The organism is Enterobacter sp. B79-1, assembly GCF_057444735.1.
Window position 1 is genome coordinate 41,134 of record NZ_JBYAZJ010000008.1, and the last position, 24,675, is coordinate 65,808.

21 protein-coding genes and 6 tRNA genes are annotated in these 24,675 nt (G+C 53.4%); 16 read left to right on the top strand and 11 right to left on the bottom strand.

What is annotated here, in order from left to right; all coding sequences use genetic code 11:
• Window positions 1-6: 6 nt before the first annotated feature.
• Window positions 7-972 carry a glucokinase gene (glk, locus tag AC2T6E_RS18995; RefSeq protein ID WP_089597886.1) on the bottom strand — a complete coding sequence of 322 codons (966 nt, stop codon included), beginning with the start codon at window positions 970-972 and terminating at the stop codon, window positions 7-9.
• Window positions 973-1,177: 205 nt separating this feature from the next.
• Between glk and AC2T6E_RS19000 the strand changes: the two genes are divergently transcribed.
• The gene (locus AC2T6E_RS19000) at window positions 1,178-2,413 is read left to right on the top strand and encodes an ion channel protein (RefSeq protein WP_108416669.1); all 1,236 of its coding nucleotides are present in this window, start codon (window positions 1,178-1,180) and stop codon (window positions 2,411-2,413) included.
• Here the strand turns inward: AC2T6E_RS19000 and ipdC are convergent, their stop codons facing one another.
• Window positions 2,414-4,072, bottom strand: a complete 1,659-nt coding sequence (gene ipdC, locus AC2T6E_RS19005; protein ID WP_341494563.1) for an indolepyruvate decarboxylase — start codon at window positions 4,070-4,072, stop codon at window positions 2,414-2,416. It abuts the gene before it with no gap.
• A 185-nt stretch (window positions 4,073-4,257) separates the two neighbouring features.
• On the opposite strand from ipdC, the gene mgrA reads away from it, so the two are divergent.
• On the top strand, window positions 4,258-5,247 hold the full coding sequence (mgrA, locus tag AC2T6E_RS19010; protein WP_174340869.1) for an L-glyceraldehyde 3-phosphate reductase: 990 nt from the start codon (window positions 4,258-4,260) through the stop codon (window positions 5,245-5,247).
• Between the two features lie 133 nt (window positions 5,248-5,380).
• Window positions 5,381-5,737, top strand: coding sequence for a DUF2502 domain-containing protein (locus AC2T6E_RS19015; RefSeq protein WP_100165803.1), 357 nt, complete (start codon window positions 5,381-5,383; stop codon window positions 5,735-5,737).
• 33 nt (window positions 5,738-5,770) lie between these two features.
• Here AC2T6E_RS19015 and AC2T6E_RS19020 read toward each other — a convergent pair whose 3' ends face one another.
• Complete coding sequence (locus tag AC2T6E_RS19020; RefSeq protein ID WP_108416672.1) at window positions 5,771-7,009, bottom strand: Nramp family divalent metal transporter; 1,239 nt, start codon at window positions 7,007-7,009, stop codon at window positions 5,771-5,773.
• 350 nt (window positions 7,010-7,359) lie between these two features.
• On the opposite strand from AC2T6E_RS19020, the gene nupC reads away from it, so the two are divergent.
• On the top strand, window positions 7,360-8,547 hold the full coding sequence (gene nupC / locus AC2T6E_RS19025; RefSeq protein ID WP_010433166.1) for a nucleoside permease NupC: 1,188 nt from the start codon (window positions 7,360-7,362) through the stop codon (window positions 8,545-8,547).
• A 46-nt stretch (window positions 8,548-8,593) separates the two neighbouring features.
• On the opposite strand, the gene AC2T6E_RS19030 is transcribed toward nupC, so the two are convergent.
• The 3 genes from AC2T6E_RS19030 to AC2T6E_RS19040 all read right to left on the bottom strand — a co-directional run bounded on the left by AC2T6E_RS19030 (window position 8,594) and on the right by AC2T6E_RS19040 (window position 11,188).
• The gene (locus AC2T6E_RS19030) at window positions 8,594-10,783 is read right to left on the bottom strand and encodes a sensor domain-containing phosphodiesterase (RefSeq protein WP_214605686.1); all 2,190 of its coding nucleotides are present in this window, start codon (window positions 10,781-10,783) and stop codon (window positions 8,594-8,596) included.
• Between the two features lie 212 nt (window positions 10,784-10,995).
• Window positions 10,996-11,071 (bottom strand) — tRNA-Ala (locus tag AC2T6E_RS19035).
• Window positions 11,072-11,112: 41 nt separating this feature from the next.
• Window positions 11,113-11,188 (bottom strand) — tRNA-Ala (locus AC2T6E_RS19040).
• A 217-nt stretch (window positions 11,189-11,405) separates the two neighbouring features.
• Between AC2T6E_RS19040 and AC2T6E_RS19045 the strand changes: the two genes are divergently transcribed.
• Both AC2T6E_RS19045 and AC2T6E_RS19050 read left to right on the top strand, forming a co-directional pair.
• Window positions 11,406-11,768, top strand: a complete 363-nt coding sequence (locus tag AC2T6E_RS19045; protein WP_260659213.1) for a YfeC-like transcriptional regulator — start codon at window positions 11,406-11,408, stop codon at window positions 11,766-11,768.
• 1 nt (window position 11,769) lies between these two features.
• Window positions 11,770-12,156 (top strand): YfeC-like transcriptional regulator, encoded by a 387-nt coding sequence (locus tag AC2T6E_RS19050; protein WP_238458803.1) that lies wholly within the window; start codon window positions 11,770-11,772, stop codon window positions 12,154-12,156.
• Between the two features lie 50 nt (window positions 12,157-12,206).
• Here the strand turns inward: AC2T6E_RS19050 and gltX are convergent, their stop codons facing one another.
• Window positions 12,207-13,622 (bottom strand): glutamate--tRNA ligase, encoded by a 1,416-nt coding sequence (gene gltX / locus AC2T6E_RS19055; protein WP_089597878.1) that lies wholly within the window; start codon window positions 13,620-13,622, stop codon window positions 12,207-12,209.
• A gap of 258 nt (window positions 13,623-13,880) precedes the next feature.
• Between gltX and AC2T6E_RS19060 the strand changes: the two genes are divergently transcribed.
• The 5 genes from AC2T6E_RS19060 to AC2T6E_RS19080 all read left to right on the top strand — a co-directional run bounded on the left by AC2T6E_RS19060 (window position 13,881) and on the right by AC2T6E_RS19080 (window position 14,892).
• Window positions 13,881-13,956 (top strand) — tRNA-Val (locus tag AC2T6E_RS19060).
• Between the two features lie 42 nt (window positions 13,957-13,998).
• Window positions 13,999-14,074: transfer RNA gene (locus AC2T6E_RS19065), tRNA-Val, on the top strand.
• 29 nt (window positions 14,075-14,103) lie between these two features.
• A tRNA-Val gene (locus tag AC2T6E_RS19070) sits at window positions 14,104-14,179 on the top strand.
• Window positions 14,180-14,183: 4 nt separating this feature from the next.
• Window positions 14,184-14,259 (top strand) — tRNA-Lys (locus AC2T6E_RS19075).
• A 291-nt stretch (window positions 14,260-14,550) separates the two neighbouring features.
• The gene (locus AC2T6E_RS19080; RefSeq protein ID WP_108416674.1) at window positions 14,551-14,892 is read left to right on the top strand and encodes a FlxA-like family protein; all 342 of its coding nucleotides are present in this window, start codon (window positions 14,551-14,553) and stop codon (window positions 14,890-14,892) included.
• Here the strand turns inward: AC2T6E_RS19080 and AC2T6E_RS19085 are convergent.
• Entirely contained in the window at window positions 14,883-15,815 is a 933-nt protein-coding gene (locus tag AC2T6E_RS19085; protein ID WP_089597876.1) for a LysR family transcriptional regulator, read from the bottom strand. The genes AC2T6E_RS19080 and AC2T6E_RS19085 overlap by 10 nt on opposite strands.
• Window positions 15,816-15,904: 89 nt before the next feature.
• Here AC2T6E_RS19085 and AC2T6E_RS19090 point away from each other — a divergent pair, with 89 nt between their 5' ends.
• Window positions 15,905-16,900 carry a bile acid:sodium symporter family protein gene (locus AC2T6E_RS19090; RefSeq protein WP_312962185.1) on the top strand — a complete coding sequence of 332 codons (996 nt, stop codon included), beginning with the start codon at window positions 15,905-15,907 and terminating at the stop codon, window positions 16,898-16,900.
• Here the strand turns inward: AC2T6E_RS19090 and AC2T6E_RS19095 are convergent.
• The 3 genes from AC2T6E_RS19095 to zipA form a co-directional block, all read right to left on the bottom strand.
• A complete protein-coding gene (locus tag AC2T6E_RS19095) occupies window positions 16,897-17,112 on the bottom strand; it encodes a DUF3820 family protein (protein ID WP_003861328.1) in 216 nt (71 codons plus the stop codon). The two genes, AC2T6E_RS19090 and AC2T6E_RS19095, sit on opposite strands and share 4 nt — an antisense overlap.
• A gap of 1 nt (window position 17,113) precedes the next feature.
• A complete protein-coding gene (gene ligA, locus AC2T6E_RS19100) occupies window positions 17,114-19,129 on the bottom strand; it encodes an NAD-dependent DNA ligase LigA (RefSeq protein ID WP_312962183.1) in 2,016 nt (671 codons plus the stop codon).
• Between the two features lie 69 nt (window positions 19,130-19,198).
• On the bottom strand, window positions 19,199-20,182 hold the full coding sequence (zipA, locus tag AC2T6E_RS19105) for a cell division protein ZipA (RefSeq protein ID WP_010433757.1): 984 nt from the start codon (window positions 20,180-20,182) through the stop codon (window positions 19,199-19,201).
• Between the two features lie 230 nt (window positions 20,183-20,412).
• Here zipA and cysZ point away from each other — a divergent pair, with 230 nt between their 5' ends.
• From cysZ to ptsI, 4 genes are all read left to right on the top strand, one after another.
• A complete protein-coding gene (cysZ, locus tag AC2T6E_RS19110; RefSeq protein WP_211447300.1) occupies window positions 20,413-21,174 on the top strand; it encodes a sulfate transporter CysZ in 762 nt (253 codons plus the stop codon).
• A 163-nt stretch (window positions 21,175-21,337) separates the two neighbouring features.
• Complete coding sequence (gene cysK / locus AC2T6E_RS19115) at window positions 21,338-22,309, top strand: cysteine synthase A (protein WP_010433759.1); 972 nt, start codon at window positions 21,338-21,340, stop codon at window positions 22,307-22,309.
• A gap of 317 nt (window positions 22,310-22,626) precedes the next feature.
• Complete coding sequence (gene ptsH, locus AC2T6E_RS19120) at window positions 22,627-22,884, top strand: phosphocarrier protein Hpr (protein WP_000487600.1); 258 nt, start codon at window positions 22,627-22,629, stop codon at window positions 22,882-22,884.
• Between the two features lie 44 nt (window positions 22,885-22,928).
• Entirely contained in the window at window positions 22,929-24,656 is a 1,728-nt protein-coding gene (gene ptsI, locus AC2T6E_RS19125; RefSeq protein ID WP_010433760.1) for a phosphoenolpyruvate-protein phosphotransferase PtsI, read from the top strand.
• Window positions 24,657-24,675 lie beyond the last annotated feature (19 nt).

Below are 24,675 nucleotides of genomic sequence, written 5' to 3' on the forward strand. Positions count from 1 at the left end.
TGACCATCAGAGAATTTGTCCCAGAACCTGACGCAAATGCGCACCCGATCCCAGCAGCCCTGGATTATCGTGCACAATCAGGTAAACAGGGATGTCCTGCACGTAGCTTCTGAAGCGCCCTTTATCTTCAAACCCGCCGCGGAAACCGGAGGCTTTAAAGAACTCGAGGAAGCGCGGCATGATACCGCCCGCAATATAGACGCCGCCAAAGGTGCCCAGCGTCAGCGCCAGGTTGCCGCCGAAGCGCCCCATAATCACGCAGAACAGGGACAAGGCACGACGACAATCGATGCAGCTGTCCGCCAGGGCGCGCTCGGTCACGTCTTTAGGCTGCAGATTTTCAGGCAGACGACCATCAGATTTCACAATCGCACGGTACAAATTGACCAGCCCGGGGCCCGACAGCACGCGCTCGGCAGAAACGTGGCCGATCTCAGCACGTAACTCTTCGAGGATAATGCCCTCTTCTTCACTGTTCGGTGCGAAATCCACGTGGCCGCCTTCGCCCGGCAGACTGACCCAGCGCTTATCGACGTGGACAAGGTGAGAGACGCCCAGCCCGGTTCCCGCGCCGTAAACCGCAATCGGCTTGCCTTCGACCGGCGCCGTGCCGCCAAACTGGATCAGGTGTTCCGGCTTCAGCATCGGGATCGCCATCGATACCGCCGTGAAGTCATTGATGATTTCAAGATGCGCAAAGCCGAGGTTTTTTTTCATTTCGGCAATGGAGAAGGCCCAGGTGTGGTTGGTCATCGCCACCCAGTCACCGGTAATCGGGCACGCAATAGCGATACAGCCGTCTTCGACGCTGACCTTATGCTCTTCAAGATATACGCGAACCACGGCTTCCAGACTTGGATAATCCAGCCCTGAATAGGTTTTCGCCTGGGAAATGTCACCGCTATTTACATCGCAGAGTGCAAGGCGCGCGTTCGTGCCGCCCACATCACCTACCAAAGCATACTTTGTCATTCTTCTACTGCTCCGCTAAAGTCAGAATAAATCTTTGGAACACTGTAAATTCAAGGCGTGATAACAACAACGACCAGAAAGTGAATGCCCCAGGATTATCGATCTTCGTCACAGAATAACTTTACCGTTTCAGCACCTTTTGCACTATTGCCATAAAGCTGATTGTGCAAAGTAACGTTATACCGTTTTGTACAAGGAAATCATCATGCTCCACCCGCGAGCCAGAACCATGCTGTTATTAGCAATACCGGCGCTCGTTATTGGCGTTGCTTCAAGCCTGGTGCTCATCGTCGTGATGAAAGTCGCGTCGGTACTGCAAACGATGTTATGGACCGCCCTGCCTGCCAATATGGGCTTCAGCCCTGATTCTCCTGTATGGATTATCGTCATGCTGACGCTCACCGGTATTGCGGTGGGTTTGGTGATTCGTTTCAGTCCGGACCATGCCGGGCCCGATCCCGCGCAGGAACCGTTGATCGGCGCGCCCGTCAGCCCGGCAGCGCTGCCGGGACTGATCGTTGCGCTGATCGTGGGTCTGGCGGGCGGCGTCAGCCTGGGGCCTGAACATCCGATCATGGCGGTCAATATCGCGCTGGCGGTTTTCCTGGGTTCGCGCATTTTACCGCGCGTCAACGCGCTGGACTGGACGATCCTGGCCTCTGCAGGCACCATCGGCGCGCTGTTCGGCACTCCCGTCGCCGCCGCGCTGATCTTCTCCCAGACGCTGAGCGGTAATAATGACGTCCCGCTCTGGGACAAACTCTTTGCGCCGCTGATGGCCGCCGCTGCCGGTGCGTTGACCACCAGCCTGTTTTTCCATCCCCACTTCTCTCTCCCTCTCCCCCACTATGGCCAGATGCAGGTCGCGGACATTTTCAGCGGCGCAATTGTGGTCGCCATCGCCATTGCGCTCGGCATGGTCGCAGTATGGTGTCTTCCGCGCCTGCATCGGCTGATGCATAAGCTCAAACATCCGGTGCTGATTCTGGGCGTCGGGGGGCTGCTTCTCGGCATTCTGGGCGCTATCGGCGGAAAAGTGACGCTGTTTAAAGGCCTGGACGAAATGCAGCAGCTAGCATTCAGTCAGGTGTTTAGCGTGTCGGATTATCTGCTGTTTGCGGTGATAAAGCTGGCGGCGCTGGTCGTGGCCGCCGCGTGCGGTTTTCGAGGCGGACGCATCTTCCCGGCGGTGTTTGTCGGGGTAGCGTTAGGTCTGATGTTGCACGAGCATGTGGACGCCGTACCGGCTGCGATAACCGTTTCGTGCTCGATTCTCGGGCTGGTACTGGTAGTGACGCGGGATGCATGGCTAAGCCTGTTTATGGCCGCCGTCGTGGTGCCTGACTCTACCCTCTTCCCTCTGCTTTGTATCGTGATGTTGCCCGCCTGGCTCCTGCTGGCGGGCAAACCGATGATGATGGCCTGGCGAAACGATAAGTGATTAGGCGCTATTTCGCGCCTCCAGCGCTTTGGTTATCGCGCCCAACAGCGGAGGAATATCCGCTTTGGGCAGCATGACCTCAATGAGCGAAAGCCGCTCATGGTGCGCCACTTTTTCCAGCACGTCCGCCAGCTGATCGACTTCACTGACCCGCCAGCATTCGGCCTGAGGATCCAGGCTCAGTGCCTGCGGGATCTGCGTCCAGTTCCACAGGGCGATATCGTTGTACCGCTGTTCAGGTCCGTGTATGGCCCTCTCAACCGTGTACCCTTCGTTGTTGAGCACCAGGATAATCGGGTGCTGCTTATCGCGCAGCATTGAGCCCATTTCCTGAATCGTCAGCTGTGCGGCACCATCCCCGGTCAGGACAATCACGCGCCGGTCCGGGCATGCCGTCTGCGCGCCAAAGGCCGCCGCCAGCGTGTAGCCAATCGACCCCCAGAGCGGCTGAACAATAAAATTAACGTCCGCAGGTAAGCGAAGATCGATCGCGCCAAACGCCGAGGTGCCCTGATCGGCAAGAATAATGTCGCCGGGGCGAATGAAGGTTTGCAGCGCGCTCCAGAAGTTCTCCTGCGTGAGCGAAGCGCCCTCTGCAGGCCAGGAGAAACCACTGTGTGTCGAGGGTGGAGGGCTTTCATGCACATGTTGTTTGCATAACTCTGCCAGCGTCTCAATCGCCTGCAGCATGGGAATGCCCGTAAACCAGACGTCGCCCACGCGGGAAGCATGAGGCTGCACTTCGATGGTCTGAGCGGGAGTGAGCTGGTGAGTGAACCCTGCGGTCAGGGTATCGGTAAACCGCGTTCCAATGCACAGCACCGTGTCAGCTCTTTCAATCGCCTCTTTGACTGGCTCCGCGCTCGCTGAACCACTGTAAGTGCCGTAAAAACCCGCCTGACGCTCATCAAAAATCCCTTTCCCCATCAACATGGTGGCGTGTGCCATCGGCACCTCTTTCACCCATTTCTGCAGCGCAGGTTTTAGCCCATGGCGGAGCACCAGAAAATCGGCCAGCAGCGCGGTCCGTTTGCTCATGGCCAGGCGACTCCGGGCGGCATCACGAAACGCTTTGAGACAGGCATTGTCCGCGTGAACAGGCTTAACGGTGAGAGCGCTTACAGGTGGTGTCGCGGCTTTTTTCGCCACATCCGCAGGCAACATCAAATAGCCAGGACGGCGTTCGCGCAGCATGGTGGTCAGCACGCGGTCAATTTCGTAGCAGGCATTTTGTTCGGTCAGGATCGCCTGCGCGACAGTGATGGGTTCGCTCATATGGTAAAAATGACGGAACTCACCGTCACCTAAGGTATGGTGCAATAACTCGCCTTTTTGCTGCGCCGCCATTCCCGGCGCCCCCACAATATGCAACACGGGAACGTGTTCGGCAAAGCTACCCGCCACCCCGTTCATAGCGCTTAGCTCTCCGACGCCGAATGTGGTTAACAGCGCGGCAAAGCCCTTACATCGGGCATAGCCGTCTGCGGCATATGACGCGTTAAGCTCGTTGGCACAACCCACCCAACAGATATCCGGGCTGTCTATTACATGGTCGAGAAACTGCAGGTTATAGTCGCCCGGCACGCCAAACAGATGATCGGTTCCACAATCAGTCAGACGGTCCAGCAGGTAATCGGCGACGCAGTATGGGGTACGCATAAACAGGTATCCTTCTAATGTTGTTGTCACCTTGAGTATTAAATAAGCGTGATGACTGTCCAGAAAAGGCAGTAAGAAGGAGTTGGAAAGAATGCTTTACAAAAAATGCTGCGCTATGCTCTCTTTCTTCGCGTTAGTGTAACCGTATACACACGTTTTTCTTATCAGCGTCAGAGGTCACGATCATGCGTTATCAGCCGGATAAAAATCGTTATCAGACAATGCAGTATCGCCGCTGCGGACAAAGCGGGCTGAAATTGCCCGCCATCTCGCTTGGGCTTTGGCATAACTTTGGTGATGCCACGCTCATCGAAAACAGCCGTCAACTTTTACAGCGCGCGTTCGATTTGGGGATTACGCATTTCGACCTTGCCAACAACTATGGTCCTCCTCCCGGTTCAGCCGAACGTAATTTCGGACGCATTTTGCTGGAAGATTTTCTCCCCTGGCGCGATGAGTTAATTATCTCGACGAAAGCAGGATATACCATGTGGGACGGTCCCTACGGCGACTGGGGCTCGCGTAAATACCTGATATCGAGTCTGGATCAGAGCCTGAAACGCATGGGGCTGGAGTATGTCGACATCTTCTACCATCACCGCCCGGACCCGGAAACACCGCTTCAGGAAACAATGAAAGCGCTCGACCATCTGGTGCGACAGGGCAAGGCACTGTACGTCGGGTTATCCAACTATCCTGCGGAACTGGCGCGCCAGGCAATTGAAATCCTTCACGACCTCGGTACGCCTTGTCTTATCCACCAGCCTAAATATTCGATGTTTGAGCGTGCCCCTGAAGCGGGCTTGCTGGATGTACTGCAGCAGACAGGGGTTGGGTGTATTCCCTTCTCTCCTCTCGCGGGTGGTCAATTAACCAACCGTTATTTGAACGGTATTCCAGCGGACTCCCGTGCGGCCAGCGGCAGCAAGTTCCTGAACCCGGATCAGCTCACCGAAGAAAAGCTGGTAAAAGTGCACAAGTTAAACGCCCTTGCCGAAAGCCGCGGTCAGAAGCTGTCGCAGATGGCTCTGGCCTGGATTTTACGCCACGATACTGTGACTTCTGTACTGATTGGGGCCAGTAAAACCGCGCAAATCGATGACGCGGTGGGCATGCTGGACAATCGCCATTTCTCGGAAGATGAACTGACGCGGATCGAAGATATTCTGGCCTGAACAAATTAAAGCCGATTTTAGCAAAAAGTGCTCTTATCCAGGAATTCGGAGTTGAGGCGATGAAACGAGGCTTTACCAACTCGTAATATTGCGTTAACAGGCCCACAAGGCCCCGATCGTGAAGGAGAAGAGTATGTTCAGGTCACTGATTTTAGCAGCGGTATTAATGGCTTCTGCCCCGCTGGTCGCCAATGCTGGCGAGATCACCCTGTTGCCATCAGTAAAATTACAAATTGGCGATCGTGATGACTACGGCAGATACTGGGACGGTGGCTACTGGCGCGACCGTGATTACTGGAACCGTCATTATGAATGGCGCGGTGACCGCTGGCGCAGGCATGATAATGGCCTGCATCGCGGCTGGTATAAAAACAACGCCTATGAACGCGGCTACCGTGAAGGCTGGAACGATCGCGATGACCGTCGTGGCGGCTGGGGCGGACGCGGTGGTAAAGGTCATGGCCACGGTGGTCACGGCCATCGTCACTAACGTAAAAAGGAGCCTTTTGGCTCCTTTTTTATTTTAAAGACCCAGCGCGGTTCCGACTAACAACCACAGATTCAGCGCCACCACCACGACCACAATCGCCCACCCGGTCCTTTTCACCAGCGTCGAGTTCACGAGATCGCCCATCAGCGTTTTATCGCTGGTAAAAATCAACAATGGCACCAGCGCAAGGGCAATACCAAAACTCAGCAGGACCTGGCTCATTACCAAAATGCGGGTAGGATCCAGCCCCATCAGAATCACAATAAACGACGGTAGCATGGTGACGGCGCGACGCACCCACAGCGGAATATGAAAACGCACGAATCCCTGCATCACCACTTGTCCCGCCAGCGTACCTACCACTGTGGAAGAGAGGCCAGCAGCCACCAGGCTCAGCCCAAATATCGTTGCTGCGGCATGGCTCAGTAACGGTTCCAGCGTCAGATAAGCCTGATCGAGATCGGCAATCCCCGTGTGACCATTAAAGTGGAAAGCGGCAGCAGCGGTGGCCATCATCGCCAGATTCACGAAACCGGCAATCGTCATGGCAAACGCGACATCCCATTTTGTCGCGGAATAGCGTTCCTTACGGGTGCCACCGTGCAGATGTTGTGTCAGGGAGGAGTGCAGGTAAATCACATGCGGCATAATGGTCGCCCCGAGGACGCCAGCAGCCAGGAATACCGCTTCAGAGGTGGGCAGACTAGGGATCACCATCCCTTTACTCAGCTGCACCAGATTCGGCTGGGAGAAGATCAGCTCCACAATATAGGCTGCAGCAACAAACAGCAGCAAACCGCCGATGACTTTTTCCAGCGGCTTTTGTCCACGGCGCTGCAGCATCAGAATAAGGAAAGTCGCAATCCCGGTCAGCACAGCCCCCTGCAACAATGACACGCCGAGGATCAGTTTAAATCCAATCGCAGCCCCAATGAATTCGGCAAGGTCGGTTGCCATGGCGATAATTTCAGCCTGGACCCAGTACAGCCAAACCGCCGGACGCGGGTAGTGGTCGCGGATCTGCTCGGCCAGGTTTTTGCTCGTGGCAATGCCGAGCTTCGCTGAGAGCATCTGGATCAGCATGGCCATCAGGTTTGCCCAGACGACCACCCACAGCAATGTGTAGCCAAAGCTGGCCCCGGCCTGAATGTTGGTCGCAAAATTGCCCGGATCGATATAGCCAATGGCAGCAATGAACGCAGGTCCCATTAATGCGAACCGCAACTTGCGCGCTGCTCTGCCACTGCTACCCTCTACGCGACTGTTTGTCATTTCTGCCTCTGAAATATAGCCTTTGCTATGTTTAATGCTATCAAAATGAGAATGATTATCAAGATCATTTGTAAGGTTTGTAATGATTTCTCTGATAGCTTTTGACGATAGATGGGCAGGTGAGATGCGGGTGCTCTAAATGAAGCAGAGTTAGCGCACACTTTTGTGAAGCCTAGCACACAAACTTAACTTTTCACTCATTTACCTAACATAACAAAAATGTATTGTTGATCACTATTTTTGAGACTCGTCACAGGATGTAACTATAGTGTGTTCTTGATCTCGTTTTCTTTTCGCTTGTTACATAGAATGTGCACGAAAATTAAACCTGCCTCATATTTGGAGCAAATATGGACCGCGTCCTTCATTTTGTCCTGGCACTCGTTGTCGTTACTGCACTCGCATTGCTGGTCAGCACAGACCGCAAAAATATTCGTATTCGCTATGTTGTCCAACTGCTGGTCATTGAAGTATTACTTGCGTGGTTCTTCCTGAACTCCAACGTGGGCCTCGGCTTCGTGAAAGGCTTCTCCGAGATGTTCGAAAAACTGCTCGGGTTTGCTAACGAAGGGACTAACTTCGTCTTTGGCAGCATGAACGATCAAGGTCTGGCCTTCTTCTTCCTGAAGGTGCTGTGCCCTATCGTCTTCATCTCTGCACTGATTGGTATTCTGCAACACATCCGCGTTCTGCCAGTGGTTATCCGCGCGATTGGCTTCCTGCTGTCCAAGGTGAACGGCATGGGCAAACTGGAATCCTTTAACGCCGTGAGCTCACTGATCCTCGGTCAGTCTGAGAACTTCATCGCGTACAAAGATATTCTGGGCAAAATGTCGCGTAACCGCATGTACACCATGGCGGCAACCGCAATGTCTACCGTATCCATGTCTATCGTGGGCGCATACATGACCATGCTGGAGCCAAAATACGTGGTGGCGGCGCTGGTCCTGAACATGTTCAGCACCTTTATTGTGCTGTCGCTGATCAACCCTTACCGTGTTGATGCGAGCGAAGAGAACATCCAGATGTCAAACCTGCATGAAGGGCAGAGCTTCTTCGAAATGCTGGGTGAATACATTCTGGCAGGCTTCAAGGTCGCCATTATTGTTGCCGCTATGCTGATTGGTTTTATCGCGCTGATCGCCGCCCTGAACGCCCTGTTCGCAGCGGTGCTCGGTATCTCCTTCCAGGGCATCTTGGGCTACATCTTCTATCCAATCGCATGGGTGATGGGTGTTCCGGCTCATGAAGCATTGCAGGTTGGCAGCATCATGGCAACCAAACTGGTTTCTAACGAGTTCGTGGCAATGATGGATCTGCAGAAAATTGCCAGCACGCTCTCTCCACGTGCGGAAGGCATTCTGTCCGTGTTCCTGGTTTCCTTCGCAAACTTCTCTTCCATCGGTATTATCGCCGGTGCGATTAAAGGCCTGAACGAAGAGCAGGGTAACGTGGTTTCTCGCTTCGGCCTGAAGCTGGTATACGGTTCTACGCTGGTGAGCGTACTGTCTGCCTCTATCGCAGCGCTGGTACTCTAACTCGCAGAGTGAAAAAAAACCGGGAGCATGAAAGCTCCCGGTTTTTTTATGCCCGTAATTCGGCAAGCGGTCTGGGTTTACCTAACAGGTAGCCCTGTAGATAATCGACACCAAGGTGCAGCAACATATCCCGCTGCGCCGGGGTTTCCACATATTCCGCAACCACGCAGAGCGATTTTGTTTTCGCCAGATTACATATCGACTGCACAATCATCGCATCCATGTTGTCGCTGCAGATATCCTTTACGAAACAACCATCAATCTTGATGATGTCGGCCTGCAGGCGCTTCAGACGCTCAAAGTTGGCATAGCCTGTTCCAAAGTCGTCAATAGCAATACGGAACCCATGATCCCTCAGCTGCTGGATATTGTTAATGCTACTGCCCGAATTGGAGAAAGCCTGTTCTTCGGTAATCTCGATGACCACGGCCTGGGGCGGGATGGTATAGCGAGCGAAGAGCGCGATAATCTCCGTGGCGACCTCTTTTTGCATCAAGGTCATCGGCATCAAATTGACGGAGAAACGGGTGCCAGCATGCGTGGCGGGATTATCCCGCAGCCAGACCAGTAACTTCTCAACCACATTCAGATCAAAGCGATGGCTCAGGTTAAACTGGGCAATCAGCGGAATAAAGCGATCGGGGGTGATCGTCTCTCCCTCGCTCTCCAGGCGCGAGAGGATTTCGTAATATCCCTTCCCCTCAGCATTCTGAATCGACTGGGCATACAGCTGAAGCCCGTCGGCATCAAGCGCACGCTTAATACGCCCCAACATCAGCACCCTGTCGGTAGTTTGCCCGGAGACGTCCTCAATGCTGTTCGTCAGAGCAAGCACATTATGCGCAGCACATGACTGCTCCGCCAGCCAGCTAAGCTGCCCAAGCGTATGGTGCAGGTTCTCACCATCTTCAACCTCACCCCAGGACGCCCCAAACTCTATATCCAGCCCAGTGTTGTTCCAGTAAATCTTGCGGCTATTCAGTTGGTCGACCATATGTTGCAGGCGCTCTGACGTACCCGGCCCCAGCAATACTAATACCAGCTCACTGCCGGGCAACTGGAAAAGCTGCTCATCTTTTTGCAGTAAGGGCTGGAGCGACGCGGTAATCATCCGCTTGCAGTGAACCCGCATCAGAATGCCGTAGTGGCGGCTAAGAAACTCCAGATTATCCATTCGCAGACAACACACCTTGGCGTCAGGGTGGATTAGGAGAAAGTCATCCAGCGCGCGAATGTTAGGCAAACCGGTCAACGGATCGGTTAACGCCCTGTCCTGCCAGCCCTTCTTCATCCATTCGCTTCGCCGGTAAATCCGCGACATATACAGCAAACAGATGGCGAAAGAAATGAGTACAGACAGGATAAAGGAGAGCGAGTGACCCGACTCCAGCCCGTTCAAAAAGTTGTCGTTGTAGGTCAGTAGCAGGAGTGCGGATGCCGCCCAGAGCAATGACATAAGCGCATAACTTAAACAGCTGATGCCCAACGTAAAAAGAATAAAAATAATGGGCACAAGATATCCTGCAATTATAGGTGACTCTAGCGGTGCACATAAAATTGCCATGAGGGCGATCAAAAGCATCAGCCAGACAAATATAAACAATGATTTCTTGTGAAAAAACACGGGCTTCACGCTCCGCAGCCAGAAGGTTCTGGCGTAGCGAGGATTAATAATCATTCTTAATGGATAATAGAACATCATGGTGAAAATCAACGCCGCGCAGATCAGGCTTTGAATATCCACAACGCTGTAAATAAGGGTGCCTTCACCGAAGTAAGTGGAGATTGTTACCGGGAAATCGAATAAATAGCCTGCCAGATACATTGATATTTTGATACCTATCGGCACCATAAAACCCAGCCAAAAAATACGGATCCCGATGTATTTATTCGGCACGCTGTGGCGCCAGCGCCTACCCAGCACAAGACGGATAATGCCACACACAGCGAAAACTGAAAAAGTCTGACAAAACAGCAGAACTGCATATTGTAGCGGTGCTAAATCAACAGCGAATATATTAGTAATAGTAAAACCTAACAGAACGGGAATAATTGCACGGCGGCCAAACAACAAAATAACGGCCAGCATAACGCTTAATGGTAGCCATGCTAAATAGACGTCATGCCCGTTAACAATAGCGCGCGGGGAGATATAACGGGAAAATGGCACCGCAATCAGGCATAGCGCGAGGGCAATCATAAATATTTTTACGTTATTGTAAGTTTTTCTATTCATTCAGTCAGGGAATCTATTTTTCCAACGTATCATTGACCGGATGGATAATAGGTTTATTAATTGCTCGAATCAAGTTCAAGTCTATTTATAGACTCGTTTATTGATTTGAATTGAGGTGAGGTATAGAAAAAGCGTTTTATCGCAACAAAAGCAGTATAAACATTTTACAAAGGCATAAAAAAACCCCCGTCTTTCGACGAGGGTTCAAATTTTGGTGGAGCTAAGCGGGATCGAACCGCTGACCTCTTGCATGCCATGCAAGCGCTCTCCCAGCTGAGCTATAGCCCCACATGTTACTTTACTTACCGCACTCTGTTGGGTTCAGAGTTTGGTGGAGCTAAGCGGGATCGAACCGCTGACCTCCTGCATGCCATGCAGGCGCTCTCCCAGCTGAGCTATAGCCCCGTCGTAAAGCTGTCATGTTGACGGGCGGCATAATATGAATTCCGCCGCTGAGTGTCAACGGCAAAATCAGTCCCCACCTTTCAATCGCTGAAAAATCATGCAAATGAATCACTTTGCGAGCCTGCTCGCAGTCAGGAGTTAAGCCTGTCACGTTTTCGCGTAAAACGGTGCTATAAGATGAACCACTAATTAACCCTACGAACACTCAGGAAATTGCATGATCAAGGAACGAATGACGCCAGAAGAGTTAGCCCTGCTCACTGGCTATAGCCGTCAGACCATCAATAAATGGGTACGTAAAGAAGGTTGGATTACATCGCCAAAACCAGGCGTTCAGGGTGGTAAGGCGCGTCTGGTGCATGTGAATGAAAAGGTACGGGAGTTTATCCGCAGTGCCCGCAGGGCGTCTGAGACGCCTGAAGTGCCAGACAGCGCTGGCTATGAGGGTTCACTCCATACTTTACTTCTGACACTGGCAAATGAAATGACGCCGGATGAGCAAAAGCAGCTGACATCGCTGTTACTGCGGGAAGGGATTACCGGATTGTTGCAACGTTTAGGGATTCGCGACCAGAACTAATATGAAAAGATTACGCAGCAAAATGACCACGGATGAACTGGCTGACTGTCTGGGCGTCGCCAGGCAAACCGTTAACCGCTGGATACGCCAGAAGGGATGGAAGACGGAGGGTGTTAACGGCGTAAAAGGTGGAAGAGCAAGACTGATCCATGTCGATGCGCGAGTGAAGGAACATATTATTAGCCTTCCTGCCATCCGTCACCGGCAGGCGATTTACCAGGTGGCCGAAACGCCCTCTCTCTATGGGATACCGTCATCGTCTACCCTGCTCCCACAAATCATCGACTCGCTGGAGAACATGACGCAGGTTGAACAGGAGCGTCTTCTCGTATTGCTGAAGCGCGAGGGGATAAAAGGATTTCTCTCACGTCTCGGTATTGCTGAATAGCAGACAAAAAAACGGCAGGTTCCCCTGCCGTTTGATTTACTGGCGATTGATTACTGCTGGCTTTCACGCTCAGCAATAAAACCCAGTGCCTTATTGATACGCGCCACGCTACGAGACTTACCAATAGCATGAACGGTAACGTCCAGCGCTGGAGACTGGCCTGCACCGGTCACGGCGACGCGCAGCGGCATCCCCACTTTGCCCATACCGACTTCAAGCTCATCTGCGGTTGCCTGAATCGCGTGATGCACATTCTCCGCGGTCCATTCCGTGATAGCGGCGATTTTGTCACGCACCACTTCCAGCGGCTGGCGGGCAACCGGACGCAGGTGTTTCTTCGCCGCGTCGGCATCAAACTCATCGAATTCTTCGTAGAAGTAACGGCAGCTTTCGGCGATCTCTTTCAGCGTTTTGCAACGCTCACCGAGCAGTTTCACCAGATCGGCCAGTTCAGGACCGGTACGGGTATCGATATTCGCCTGCTCAATGTGCCACTGCAGGTACGTCGCGACATATTCTGGCTGCATGGTGTTGATGTAATGATGGTTCAGCCACAGCAGCTTATCGGTATTGAATGCGCTCGCTGATTTGCTCACAGAGTTCAGAGAGAACAGTTCGATCATCTCTTCGCGGCTGAAGATCTCCTGGTCACCGTGGGCCCAGCCCAGACGCACCAGATAGTTCAGCAGCGCTTCCGGCAGATAACCGTCGTCACGATACTGCATCACGCTCACGGCACCATGACGTTTAGACAGTTTTTTACCGTCGTCACCGTTGATCATGGACACGTGTGCATACACCGGCACGGGCGCATTCAGCGCCTTCAGGATGTTGATTTGACGTGGCGTGTTGTTGATATGGTCTTCACCACGGACAACGTGGGTGATCTCCATATCCCAGTCGTCCACCACCACACAGAAGTTGTAGGTTGGTGAGCCGTCGGTACGGCGAATGATCAGATCGTCCAGCTCCTGGTTGCTGAATTCAATCGGGCCACGGATCTGGTCATCAAAGATGACAGAACCCTCTTGCGGGTTAGCAAAACGCACAACGCAAGGCTCATCAGCCGCATGCTCGCTATGGTCGTGGCGGCAACGACCGTCATAACGCGGCTTGTCACCGTTCGCCATCTGCTCTTCACGCAAGGCATCCAGACGCTCTTTGGAGCAATAGCACTTATACGCCGTGCCCGCGACCAGCATTTCATCAATGACAGCGTTATAGCGGTCAAAACGTTTGGTCTGGAAATACGGGCCTTCGTCCCATTCCAGATTCAGCCAGTTCATACCATCCATAATGGCTTCGATTGCTTCCGGCGTGGAGCGCTCAAGATCGGTGTCTTCAATACGCAGCACGAACTCACCTTTGTTGTGGCGTGCAAAAAGCCAGGAATAAAGAGCGGTACGTGCACCACCGACGTGCAGATAGCCTGTCGGGCTCGGCGCGAAGCGAGTTTTGATTTTCATGAAATGGCCTTACGTTATAAAGATGCCGGCAATCGGCAAATCCTGGGGAAAAAACAATGGGCAATATTCTATCACTGTGCGGCGATTCCTCAATGTTGTTCCCTGAATCGGGCCTGAGTTTACTGTTTTTGTTTAGAAATCATGCGCCACCGCCCGTTTCGCGATCGTTTTGTCTAATTTTACGACGAACGAATAAAAACTTTAGAAAATGCGTTGACTCATTTTCAACTCTCCCTATAATGCGACTCCACACAGCGGGGGTGATTAGCTCAGTTGGTAGAGCATCTCCTTTACACGGAGGGGGTCGGCGGTTCGAGCCCGTCATCACCCACCATCTACTTTAAGTAGACTCGCAGTGTAGATAAGAATTGAGATTGGGCGATTAGCTCAGTTGGTAGAGCATCTCCTTTACACGGAGGGGGTCGGCGGTTCGAGCCCGTCATCGCCCACCATTCTCACCTTATCGCAGCAGTTCCGAAATGGGCGATTAGCTCAGTTGGTAGAGCATCTCCTTTACACGGAGGGGGTCGGCGGTTCGAGCCCGTCATCGCCCACCATTTCGGGTCGTTAGCTCAGTTGGTAGAGCAGTTGACTTTTAATCAATTGGTCGCAGGTTCGAATCCTGCACGACCCACCAATGTAAAAAAGCGCCCTAAAGGCGCTTTTTTGCTATCTGCAATATGGATGATTCGAACCTGCTGCAGGTTCGAGCCGAACGCAGAGAGGCAACGGAGCCGTTTACGGCGACGGCCCAAAGGGCGAGCGAAGCGAGTCATCCTGCACGACCCACCAATGTAAAAAAGCGCCCTAAAGGCGCTTTTTTGCTATCTGCGATTTAATCAATTCGAACCTGCCAGATATGGCAGTTTTGCTCAAGCTAATCCTTTCCTTGCCGATACCTCTGTTTTATGGCGAAAAGGATCTCATTATGACAACCCTCAATGCAGTTTCTCTGTCGGCGATGGAAATCGGCAGTGCTGATAACAGTTCTGGTAGCAATGACATTGCCTCCCAGATCAATCGGCTGATGAAACAGATAACAAAAGCCACTCAGCAACTCAAAGAAGTGGCACTGAGTGATGCAACAACAGAAGAAAAACAAAAGCAGCAGGAGTTACTCGAATCTCAGTTGACTATGCTGCAGGCACAGCTGGCGCAATTGCAGCGTCAGCAGGCAGAAGAAGAGATGCCAAAACAGGAAAGCAGTCAGTCAGTGGCGGAAGGCGTCAACAACCCTTCCGCTGAGCACAAGATTGATATCTATATCTGATCGTTAAACAGGGGATCGCGCGTGCGGGCTTCCATTAAGCGCTGAGCCTGCATGCGCACCACGTCCCAGCAGGCGTGAGCCGCCCCTGAGAGAGAACGGTTTTTACGTCGAACCAGCATCAGCTGGCGTTGAACGCAGGGCGTAAAACGCCTCACCGTTAAGCGACTCCCCTGCGGCAACGGCAGCGCAAGCGCCGGTAGTACGCTTATCCCAATCCCGGCTTCGACCATGGGGAACAGCGTGGCCGGGTGCCCTATCTCCTGCACAATGGTTGCCTTCACACCTTGAGCGACAAGCGCGGCATCAATCAACGGGCGGCTTCCTGAAGCATAATCCTGTAGCACTAAATTTGCCCCTTGCAACGCCTGCCATGTCACGTGCGGCAGCGATGCCAGCGCGTCGTCATCGCGACAAAGCAACAAAAAAGGTTCTGAGAGCACCGCTTCACATTCCAGGTCGCTTACCGCACCAGGGTCAATAACAATGCCGAAATCCACATCCCCCTGACGGATACTCTCCAGCACCCACTGCTGCGGCCTGTCATGCAAAACAAAATCAATATCCGGATAGCGATGATTACTTTCGGCAATACACTGAGGAATAAGATGCGCAGAAATGGTCTGGCTCGCCGCCACCCTCACCGTGCCGGAAAGCTGTTGTCCGAGTCGCCCCACATCCCTGAGCGTGCTGTTCAGCTCGTCCAGCAGCCTCTCCAGACGCGTCGCCAGCTGCTGCCCCGCTTCGGTAAGCACCACCTCACGCGTCGTTCGGTCAAGCAGTTTCACTCCCGTCTGCGTTTCCAGCTCCTTAACGCTATGGCTGACGGCCGACTGGCTGAGGCCGATCATCTCCCCCGCCCGGCTAAAACTGCGAGCCTGCGCCACGGTGACAAAAACACGAAGCTGACGTAATGAATAATTCATCTGTTTAATTCATGAATGGATGCAATAAATCAATTTTATTTCTCAAACGGAAGAAAGCACAATAGCGACATCTGCTTTCAGGAGTGATTATGAAACTTTTTCGTATCCTTGATCCGTTCACGCTTACCCTGGTGGTGACCGTTTTACTGGCCTCGTTTTTCCCGGCTCGCGGCGGTTTCGTCCCCTTCTTTGAAGGGCTGACCACGGCGGCCATCGCCCTGCTGTTCTTTATGCATGGCGCCAAACTCTCCCGCGAGGCCATCATTGCAGGCGGCGGACACTGGCGACTGCATCTGTGGGTGATGTGTAGCACCTTTATCCTCTTCCCTGTATTGGGCGTACTGTTTGCCTGGTGGGCTCCGGTGAATGTCGATCCAGCCCTGTATACCGGATTCCTGTATCTGTGCATTCTCCCCGCTACCGTGCAGTCTGCCATCGCCTTTACCTCGCTGGCAGGCGGCAACGTGGCGGCGGCAGTTTGTTCAGCATCCGCCTCCAGCCTGTTAGGGATTTTCGTCTCACCGCTGCTGGTGGGGCTGCTGATGAACATGCACGGTGCAGAGGGCAACCTGGAGCAGGTCGGAAGAATTTGTCTGCAGTTGCTGCTGCCGTTTGTGCTTGGGCATCTTTCCCGACCGTGGACCGGCGCGTTTGTGGCGAAGCATAAAAAATGGATTTCAAAAACCGATCAGACGTCGATTCTGCTGGTGGTTTACTCCGCCTTCAGTGAAGCGGTGGTAAATGGCATCTGGCATAAGGTTGGCGCAGGTTCACTGCTGTTTATCGTGATTGTCAGCATTATCCTGCTGGCGATAGTGATTGCGGTGAATGTGTTTGTGGCGCGCAAATGCGGCTTCAATAAAGCGGATGAAATCACGATTGTCTTCTGCGGCTCGAAAAAGAGCCTGGCGAACGGCATCCCGATGGCGAACATTCTGTTCCCGACCTCGGTGATTGGGATGATGGTGCTGCCGCTGATGATTTTCCACCAAATCCAGCTGATGGTCTGTGCGGTGCTAGCGCGTCGTTACAAACGCCAGACAGAAAAGCTGGCGCAGGAAGAGACCCGCGCCGCGAAGGCTTAAGGACGTTTGAGGGGTTGAACCAGCTGGGTCAGCCCCTCGGTTTTAATCAGTAACGTGATAGCCATCAGCTCACCCAATCGCCCGGCCGGGAATTCATCCTTACGGGCAAACCACAGCAGATACTCTTCCGGCAAATCGATCAGCCTGCGGCCCTTGTATTTACCGAACGGCATCTCCGTATTGGCGATCTCAACGAGCTGTTCTTTCTCCACGTTACTCTCCTAACAGGCGCATCATTTCGGCTTCGTCGATAACGGCAATGCCAAGCTCCTGGGCTTTCGCCAGCTTCGAACCGGCCGCTTCCCCGGCGATCACCAGGTCGGTTTTCTTCGATACGCTGCCTGCCACTTTGGCCCCCAGCGCCACCAGACGCGCTTTAGCGTCGTCGCGGGAAAGCTGGCTCAGGCTGCCGGTCAGCACCACGGTTTTACCGGCAAACGGACTGTCGATCTCTTCGGCGTTAACCACTACCGGCGCGGGCCATTTGATGCCCTCTCCCAGCAGTTTGCCGATGACTTCGCGGTTGCTCTCTTCGGCAAAGAAGTTAAAGACGTGCGTGGCGACCACAATGCCGACATCCGGTACTTTTTGCAGCTCGTCGATGCTTGCCTTTTCCAGCGCCTCCAGCGTACCAAAGTACGCCGCCAGCCCTGCCGCTGTCGCTTCGCCGACTTCACGAATGCCCAGCGCGTACAGGAAACGGGCGAAGGTGGTCTCTTTCGCCGCCTCCAGCGCGTTAACGACATTCTGTGCTGACTTCGGCCCCATGCGATCCAGGCCGGTCAGTTTACCCGCGGTCAGTTTGAACAGATCCGCTGGCGTGTGGACGTACTCTTTCTCGACCAGTTGATCGATAATTTTATCGCCCATGCCGTCGACGTCCATCGCCCGCCGGGAGACGAAGTGCTTCAGTGACTCTTTACGCTGCGCGCCACAAATTAAGCCGCCCGTACAGCGCGCCACCGCTTCGCCTTCCACACGCTCAACGTCCGAGCCGCACACCGGGCAGTGGGTCGGGAAGACGATCTCGCGCGTTTCGGCAGGGCGTTCTGACCCCACAACGTTAACCACCTGCGGGATCACATCGCCCGCGCGGCGGATCACCACTTTGTCCCCAATGCGCAGGCCCAGGCGTTCGATTTCATCAGCGTTATGCAGCGTGGCGTTACTCACCAACACCCCAGCAACCTGCACGGGCTCCAGACGGGCGACCGGGGTAATGGCACCCGTACGGCCAACCTGGAACTCTACGTCACGAACGAAGGTCATCTGCTCCTGAGCAGGGAACTTAAACGCCACCGCCCAGCGCGGCGCGCGCGCCACAAAGCCCAGCTGTTCCTGTAGCGCCAGTGAATTGACCTTGATGACAACGCCATCAATATCAAAGCCGAGCGTTGGGCGATCCTCTTCCACTTTGTGGTAGAACGCCAGGACATCCTCCGGAGAGTCGCAGAGCTGAACGCGGTTACTGACCGGCAGACCCCACGCCTTAAACTGCAGCAGGCGTCCGAGGTGCGTGTCCGGCAGCTCGCCGCCCTCCAGAATACCAACACCGTAGCAGAAGAAAGTAAGCGGTCGCTTCGCGGTGATACGCGGGTCAAGCTGGCGCAGAGAGCCTGCCGCCGCATTGCGTGGGTTAGCAAACACCTTCCCGCCGGTGCGGCGTGCCTCTTCGTTTATTTTCTCGAAGCCCGCCTGAGGCAGGAACACTTCTCCGCGCACTTCCAGACGCGCAGGAATATTCTCGCCGTGCAGCTTGAGCGGGATAGCCCGGATGGTACGCACATTGGTGGTGATGTCTTCGCCCGTTGTACCGTCACCACGCGTCGCGGCACGCACCAGCACGCCGTTTTCATAAAGAATACTGACCGCCAGACCGTCCAGCTTCAGCTCGCAGCACCAGCTCAGCGAATCACTGCTTTTCAGGCGATCCTGGACGCGCTTGTTAAACGCCAGGAAACTCTCTTCATCAAAGACGTTATCCAGGGACAGCATCGGGACTTCGTGGCGTACCTGACTGAAAGCACCGAGCGGTTCCGCACCGACGCGCTGCGTCGGTGAGTCCGGCGTGATGAGCTCCGGATGCTGAGTTTCCAGCTCGCGCAGCTCGCGCATGAGGCGGTCGTACTCCGCATCCGGTACTTCCGGCGCGTCCATAACATGATAGAGGTATTCATGATGGCGAAGCGTGGTTCGCAGTTCAGTGAGTTGTTGTTCGATTGAGTCCATATCGCACCATCAATGAGAAAAAACCCCCGACAGGCGGGGGTTGAGGAGGAGTTGAAGTAAACGCGACGATTACGCGTTGGCTTCCTTAACTTCGCGGATGCGGTCCTGATACTCGCGCAATTTCTGCGGGGTCATCATTCGACGCTGATCGTCGAGCACCACACCACCCACTTCGTCGGCAATGTGCTGAGCGGACTGCAGCATCAGCTTGAAGTTTTGCAGCTCGTCACCGTAGGACGGAACCTGCATAAAGATCGTCACACCCGGCGTCACGAAATCACCGGTCATTTCCGGGTCAAAGGTGCCTGGGTTGACCATATTTGCCAGACTGAACAGCGCCGGGCCGCTCCCGTCAGGGCTCAGGTGACGATGGAAAATATTCATGTCGCCAAATTTGAAACCTGCCTGCTCAATGCTGTTGAGCAGCACGTCACCATTAAGGTGACTACCATGATGGGCACCAACGTTCATGATGATCACCGCTTCTTTACGCTGCGGTTTTTCGACAACCGGTTCCGGCTCTACAACGGGCTCTGGCTCAACGTGTGGCGCGGGAGCTGGCTGAGGCGCAGGCTGCACGTGGACAGGCTGCTGTTGCGGTTGCTGAATCGGCTGCACTGGCTGCTGTACAGGTTGTTGCACAGGCTGTTGAGGCACAGGTTGCGGCGCAGCGGGCTGCTGATGAACCGGCTGTTGCGGCGGCTGACGCACCGGCTCTTCCACAGGCTGTGGCGCTGACTGGCGCGGCTGTGCGGAAGCATACGGCGGTTGATACTGGTGCTGCGAAGGACGAGGCGCTTCTTGCTCCCCATGTCCTGCGCCGGGCGCAGTATTGACCCGATGAACACGAACTTCACCCACGCCGTCGTCGTCGCTACCGTCGATGTCGTCTTCAACGTCATCGTCATCACGACTGGACTTCATGCGCTTCAGTGGGCGATCGCGAAACATAGAAGAACGCTCTTTACGGCTGGTCCAGAAACCATGTACCAGTAAAGCGATTATGGCGATCGCGCCAACAATGATTAATATCAGACGCAAATCCTGCATCATTATATTCTCTGTTGTTCTAACACCTTGCCACCACGGCAAACATTTACTCACTAAGAGTATTTGCCGTTTAACTCAAGTGCAAGTGTATGCAGAGCATTCACAGCATAAAGATGCGCTAAAACGTGCTTTTTGCTGTTTTTTCGAACATTTCCGAACTGGTCATTGGTCCGTAACTGGATAATATAGGCGGACAATTCCACTGGTTGTGTAAAAAGGAGTACAGCCTGGTTATGGTTTCAACATCTTCTTCATCCCCGCGCAGCGGTGTCTGGTATTTTTCTCAGGGCTGGAAACTGGTCTCTCTGCCGGGTATTCGCCGCTTCGTCATACTGCCCCTGCTCATCAACATTGTGCTGATGGGCGGCGCGTTCTGGTGGCTGTTCACAAAGCTCGAGAGCTGGATCCCGTCGCTGATGAGTTACGTGCCAGACTGGCTGCAGTGGCTTAACTACCTTCTCTGGCCGGTGGCGGTGATCTCCGTGCTGCTGGTGTTTGGCTATTTCTTCTCGACGATTGCGAACTGGATAGCCGCACCGTTTAACGGCCTGCTGGCAGAACAACTCGAAGCACGGCTCACCGGTGCGACACCGCCGGATACGGGCGTAGTGGGGATCATGAAAGATCTCCCGCGCATCATGAAACGCGAATGGCAGAAGTTTGCCTGGTACCTTCCCCGCGCAATTGTGTTGCTTATTCTGTATTTCGTGCCCGGTATCGGCCAGACGGTAGCGCCCGTGCTGTGGTTCCTGTTCAGCGCCTGGATGCTGGCTATTCAGTACTGCGACTACCCGTTCGATAACCATAAGGTGCCGTTTAAAGAAATGCGCACCGCCTTGCGCACGCGGAAAGTAACCAATATGCAGTTTGGCGCGCTGACCAGCCTGTTCACCATGATCCCGTTCCTGAATCTGTTCATCATGCCCGTCGCCGTTTGCGGCGCGACGGCAATGTGGGTGGACTGCTACCGTGCTAAGCACGCGTTATGGAAATAATGCAAAAATGTGTAAAGCAGGGGTGGCTTATGCCGCCCCTTATTCCATACTGATCCCCATTATTTCCTTGCAGTATATAGATATGCGAATTCCTTACTTCCCCCTACCTGTTCAACAGGTATGCTGGGTCGGTATCCCAATTTCATACAGTTAAGGACAGGCCATGAGTAAGATTTATGAAGACAACTCGCTGACTATCGGTCACACGCCCCTGGTTCGACTGAACCGTATCGGTAATGGACGCATTCTGGCGAAGGTCGAATCACGTAACCCAAGCTTCAGCGTAAAATGCCGCATCGGTGCAAACATGATTTGGGATGCGGAAAAACGTGGCGTGCTGAAACCAGGCGTAGAGTTGGTTGAGCCGACCAGCGGCAACACCGGTATCGCTCTGGCCTATGTCGCTGCGGCGCGTGGCTACAAACTGACGCTCACCATGCCTGAAACCATGAGTATTGAACGTCGCAAGCTGCTGAAAGCGCTGGGTGCAAACCTGGTTCTGACCGAAGGCGCGAAAGGCATGAAAGGTGCCATTCAGAAGGCCGAAGAGATTGTGGCCAGCGATCCGGCAAAATATCTGCTGCTGCAGCAGTTCAGCAACCCGGCTAACCCGGAAATCCATGAGAAAACAACCGGCCCGGAAATCTGGGAAGATACGGACGGTCAGGTTGACGTGTTTATCTCCGGCGTAGGTACCGGCGGTACGCTAACCGGCGTGTCCCGCTATATTAAAGGCACAAAGGGTAAAAAAGACCTGATTACCGTTGCCGTCGAACCAACTGACTCACCGGTTATCACTCAGGCTCTGGCAGGTGAGGAGCTGAAACCAGGCCCGCATAAAATTCAGGGTATCGGCGCAGGCTTCATTCCAGGCAACCTGGATCTGAAGTTGATTGATAAAGTCGTGACCATTACCAACGAAGAAGCGATCTCAACCGCACGTCGTCTGATGGATGAAGAAGGCATTCTGGCGGGGATCTCTTCCGGTGCTGCCGTTGCGGCCGCGCTCAAACTTCAGGAAGATGAGACCTTTACCAATAAGAATATTGTGGTTATCCTTCCTTCTTCGGGTGAGCGTTACTTGAGCACTGCACTGTTTGCCGATCTCTTCACTGAGAAAGAACTGCAACAGTGATGCCAGCATGTTAAAAACGCGTAAAAAAGCACCTTTCCAGGTGCTTTTTTGTGGCCTGCTTCAAAGTTTTACCCCTCCTGGCATTGCTTCACCCCGTTGTGTCTGGTATTTAAACCAGCAATTATTTTGAAGCGTGAAATTAATCAGTGAACGAAATAGCCTTGCTGAATCGATTTTATGATTTGGTTCAAGTCTTGCTTTCGCTGCATAATGTTTAATGACGATTGAAACGTCAGCGCTAACAATACAGGCTAAAGTTAAGCCGCCAGGCTAGACTTTAGTTCCACAACACTAAACCTATAAGTTGGGGAAATACAATGTTCCAGCAAGAAGTTACCATTACCGCTCCGAACGGTCTGCACACCCGCCCTGCTGCTCAGTTTGTTAAAGAAGCGAAAGGCTTCACTTCTGAAATCACTGTAACTTCCAACGGCAAAAGCGCTAGCGCAAAAAGCCTGTTCAAACTGCAGACTCTGGGCCTGACTCAGGGCACCGTTGTCACCATCTCTGCGGAAGGTGAAGACGAGCAGAAAGCAGTTGAGCATCTGGTTAAACTGATGGCTGAGCTCGAGTAAGTTAACGGGTTCTTTTCAATATCAGTCACAAGTAAGGTAGGGTTATGATTTCAGGCATTTTAGCATCCCCGGGTATCGCTTTCGGCAAAGCACTGCTGCTGAAAGAAGACGAAATCGTCATTGACCGGAAAAAAATTTCTGCCGACAAGGTTGATCAGGAAGTTGAACGTTTTCTGAGCGGTCGTGCCAAGGCATCTGCGCAACTGGAAGCGATCAAAACTAAAGCTGGCGAAACTTTCGGTGAAGAAAAAGAAGCCATCTTCGAAGGGCACATCATGCTGCTCGAAGATGAGGAGCTGGAGCAGGAAATCATAGCCCTGATTAAAGATAAAGGCATGACGGCCGACGCGGCTGCGCATGAAGTTATCGAAGGTCAGGCAACTGCCCTGGAAGAACTGGATGATGAATACCTGAAAGAGCGTGCGGCTGACGTACGTGACATCGGTAAGCGCCTGCTGCGCAACATCCTGGGTCTGGCCATTATCGATCTGAGCGCGATTCAGGACGAAGTTATCCTGGTTGCCGCCGACCTGACCCCGTCCGAAACCGCACAGCTGAACCTGAACAAGGTGCTGGGTTTCATCACTGATGCAGGTGGCCGTACCTCCCACACCTCTATCATGGCGCGTTCTCTGGAACTGCCTGCCATCGTGGGTACCGGTAGCGTCACTGCTCAGGTGAAAAACGACGACTATCTGATTCTGGATGCCGTAAACAACCAGGTTTACGTCAACCCAACTAACGAAGAGATCGAGCAGCTGCGCGCCGTTCAGGAGCAGGTTGCAACCGAGAAAGCGGAACTTGCTAAACTGAAAGATCTGCCAGCCATTACGCTGGACGGCCATCAGGTAGAAGTGTGCGCGAACATCGGTACCGTACGCGACGTTGAAGGCGCTGAGCGCAACGGTGCGGAAGGTGTAGGTCTGTATCGTACTGAATTCCTGTTCATGGACCGTGACGCGCTGCCAACTGAAGAAGAACAGTTCGCTGCGTACAAAGCCGTGGCTGAAGCCTGTGGCTCTCAGGCGGTTATCGTCCGTACCATGGACATCGGTGGCGACAAAGAGCTGCCGTACATGAACTTCCCGAAAGAAGAGAACCCGTTCCTGGGCTGGCGCGCAGTGCGTATCGCCATGGATCGCAAAGAGATCCTGCGTGACCAGGTTCGCGCGATTCTGCGTGCATCCGCTTTCGGTAAACTGCGTATCATGTTCCCGATGATCATCTCTGTTGAAGAAGTGCGTGCACTGAAGAAAGAGATCGAAATCTACAAACAGGAACTGCGCGACGAAGGTAAAGCGTTTGACGAGTCAATCGAAGTGGGTGTGATGGTGGAAACACCAGCAGCCGCAACAATTGCGCGTCATTTAGCCAAAGAAGTTGATTTCTTTAGTATCGGCACCAATGATTTAACGCAGTACACCCTGGCAGTTGACCGTGGTAATGATATGATTTCACATCTCTACCAGCCAATGTCACCGTCCGTACTGACGCTTATTAAGCAAGTAATTGATGCTTCTCATGCAGAAGGTAAATGGACTGGCATGTGTGGTGAGCTTGCAGGCGACGAACGTGCTACACTTCTGTTGCTGGGTATGGGTCTGGACGAATTCTCTATGAGCGCCATTTCCATCCCGCGCATTAAGAAGATTATCCGTAACACGAACTTCGAAGATGCGAAGGTGTTAGCAGAGCAGGCTCTTGCTCAACCGACAACGGACGAGTTAATGACGCTGGTTAACAAGTTCATTGAAGAAAAAACAATCTGCTAATCCACGAGATGCGGCCCAA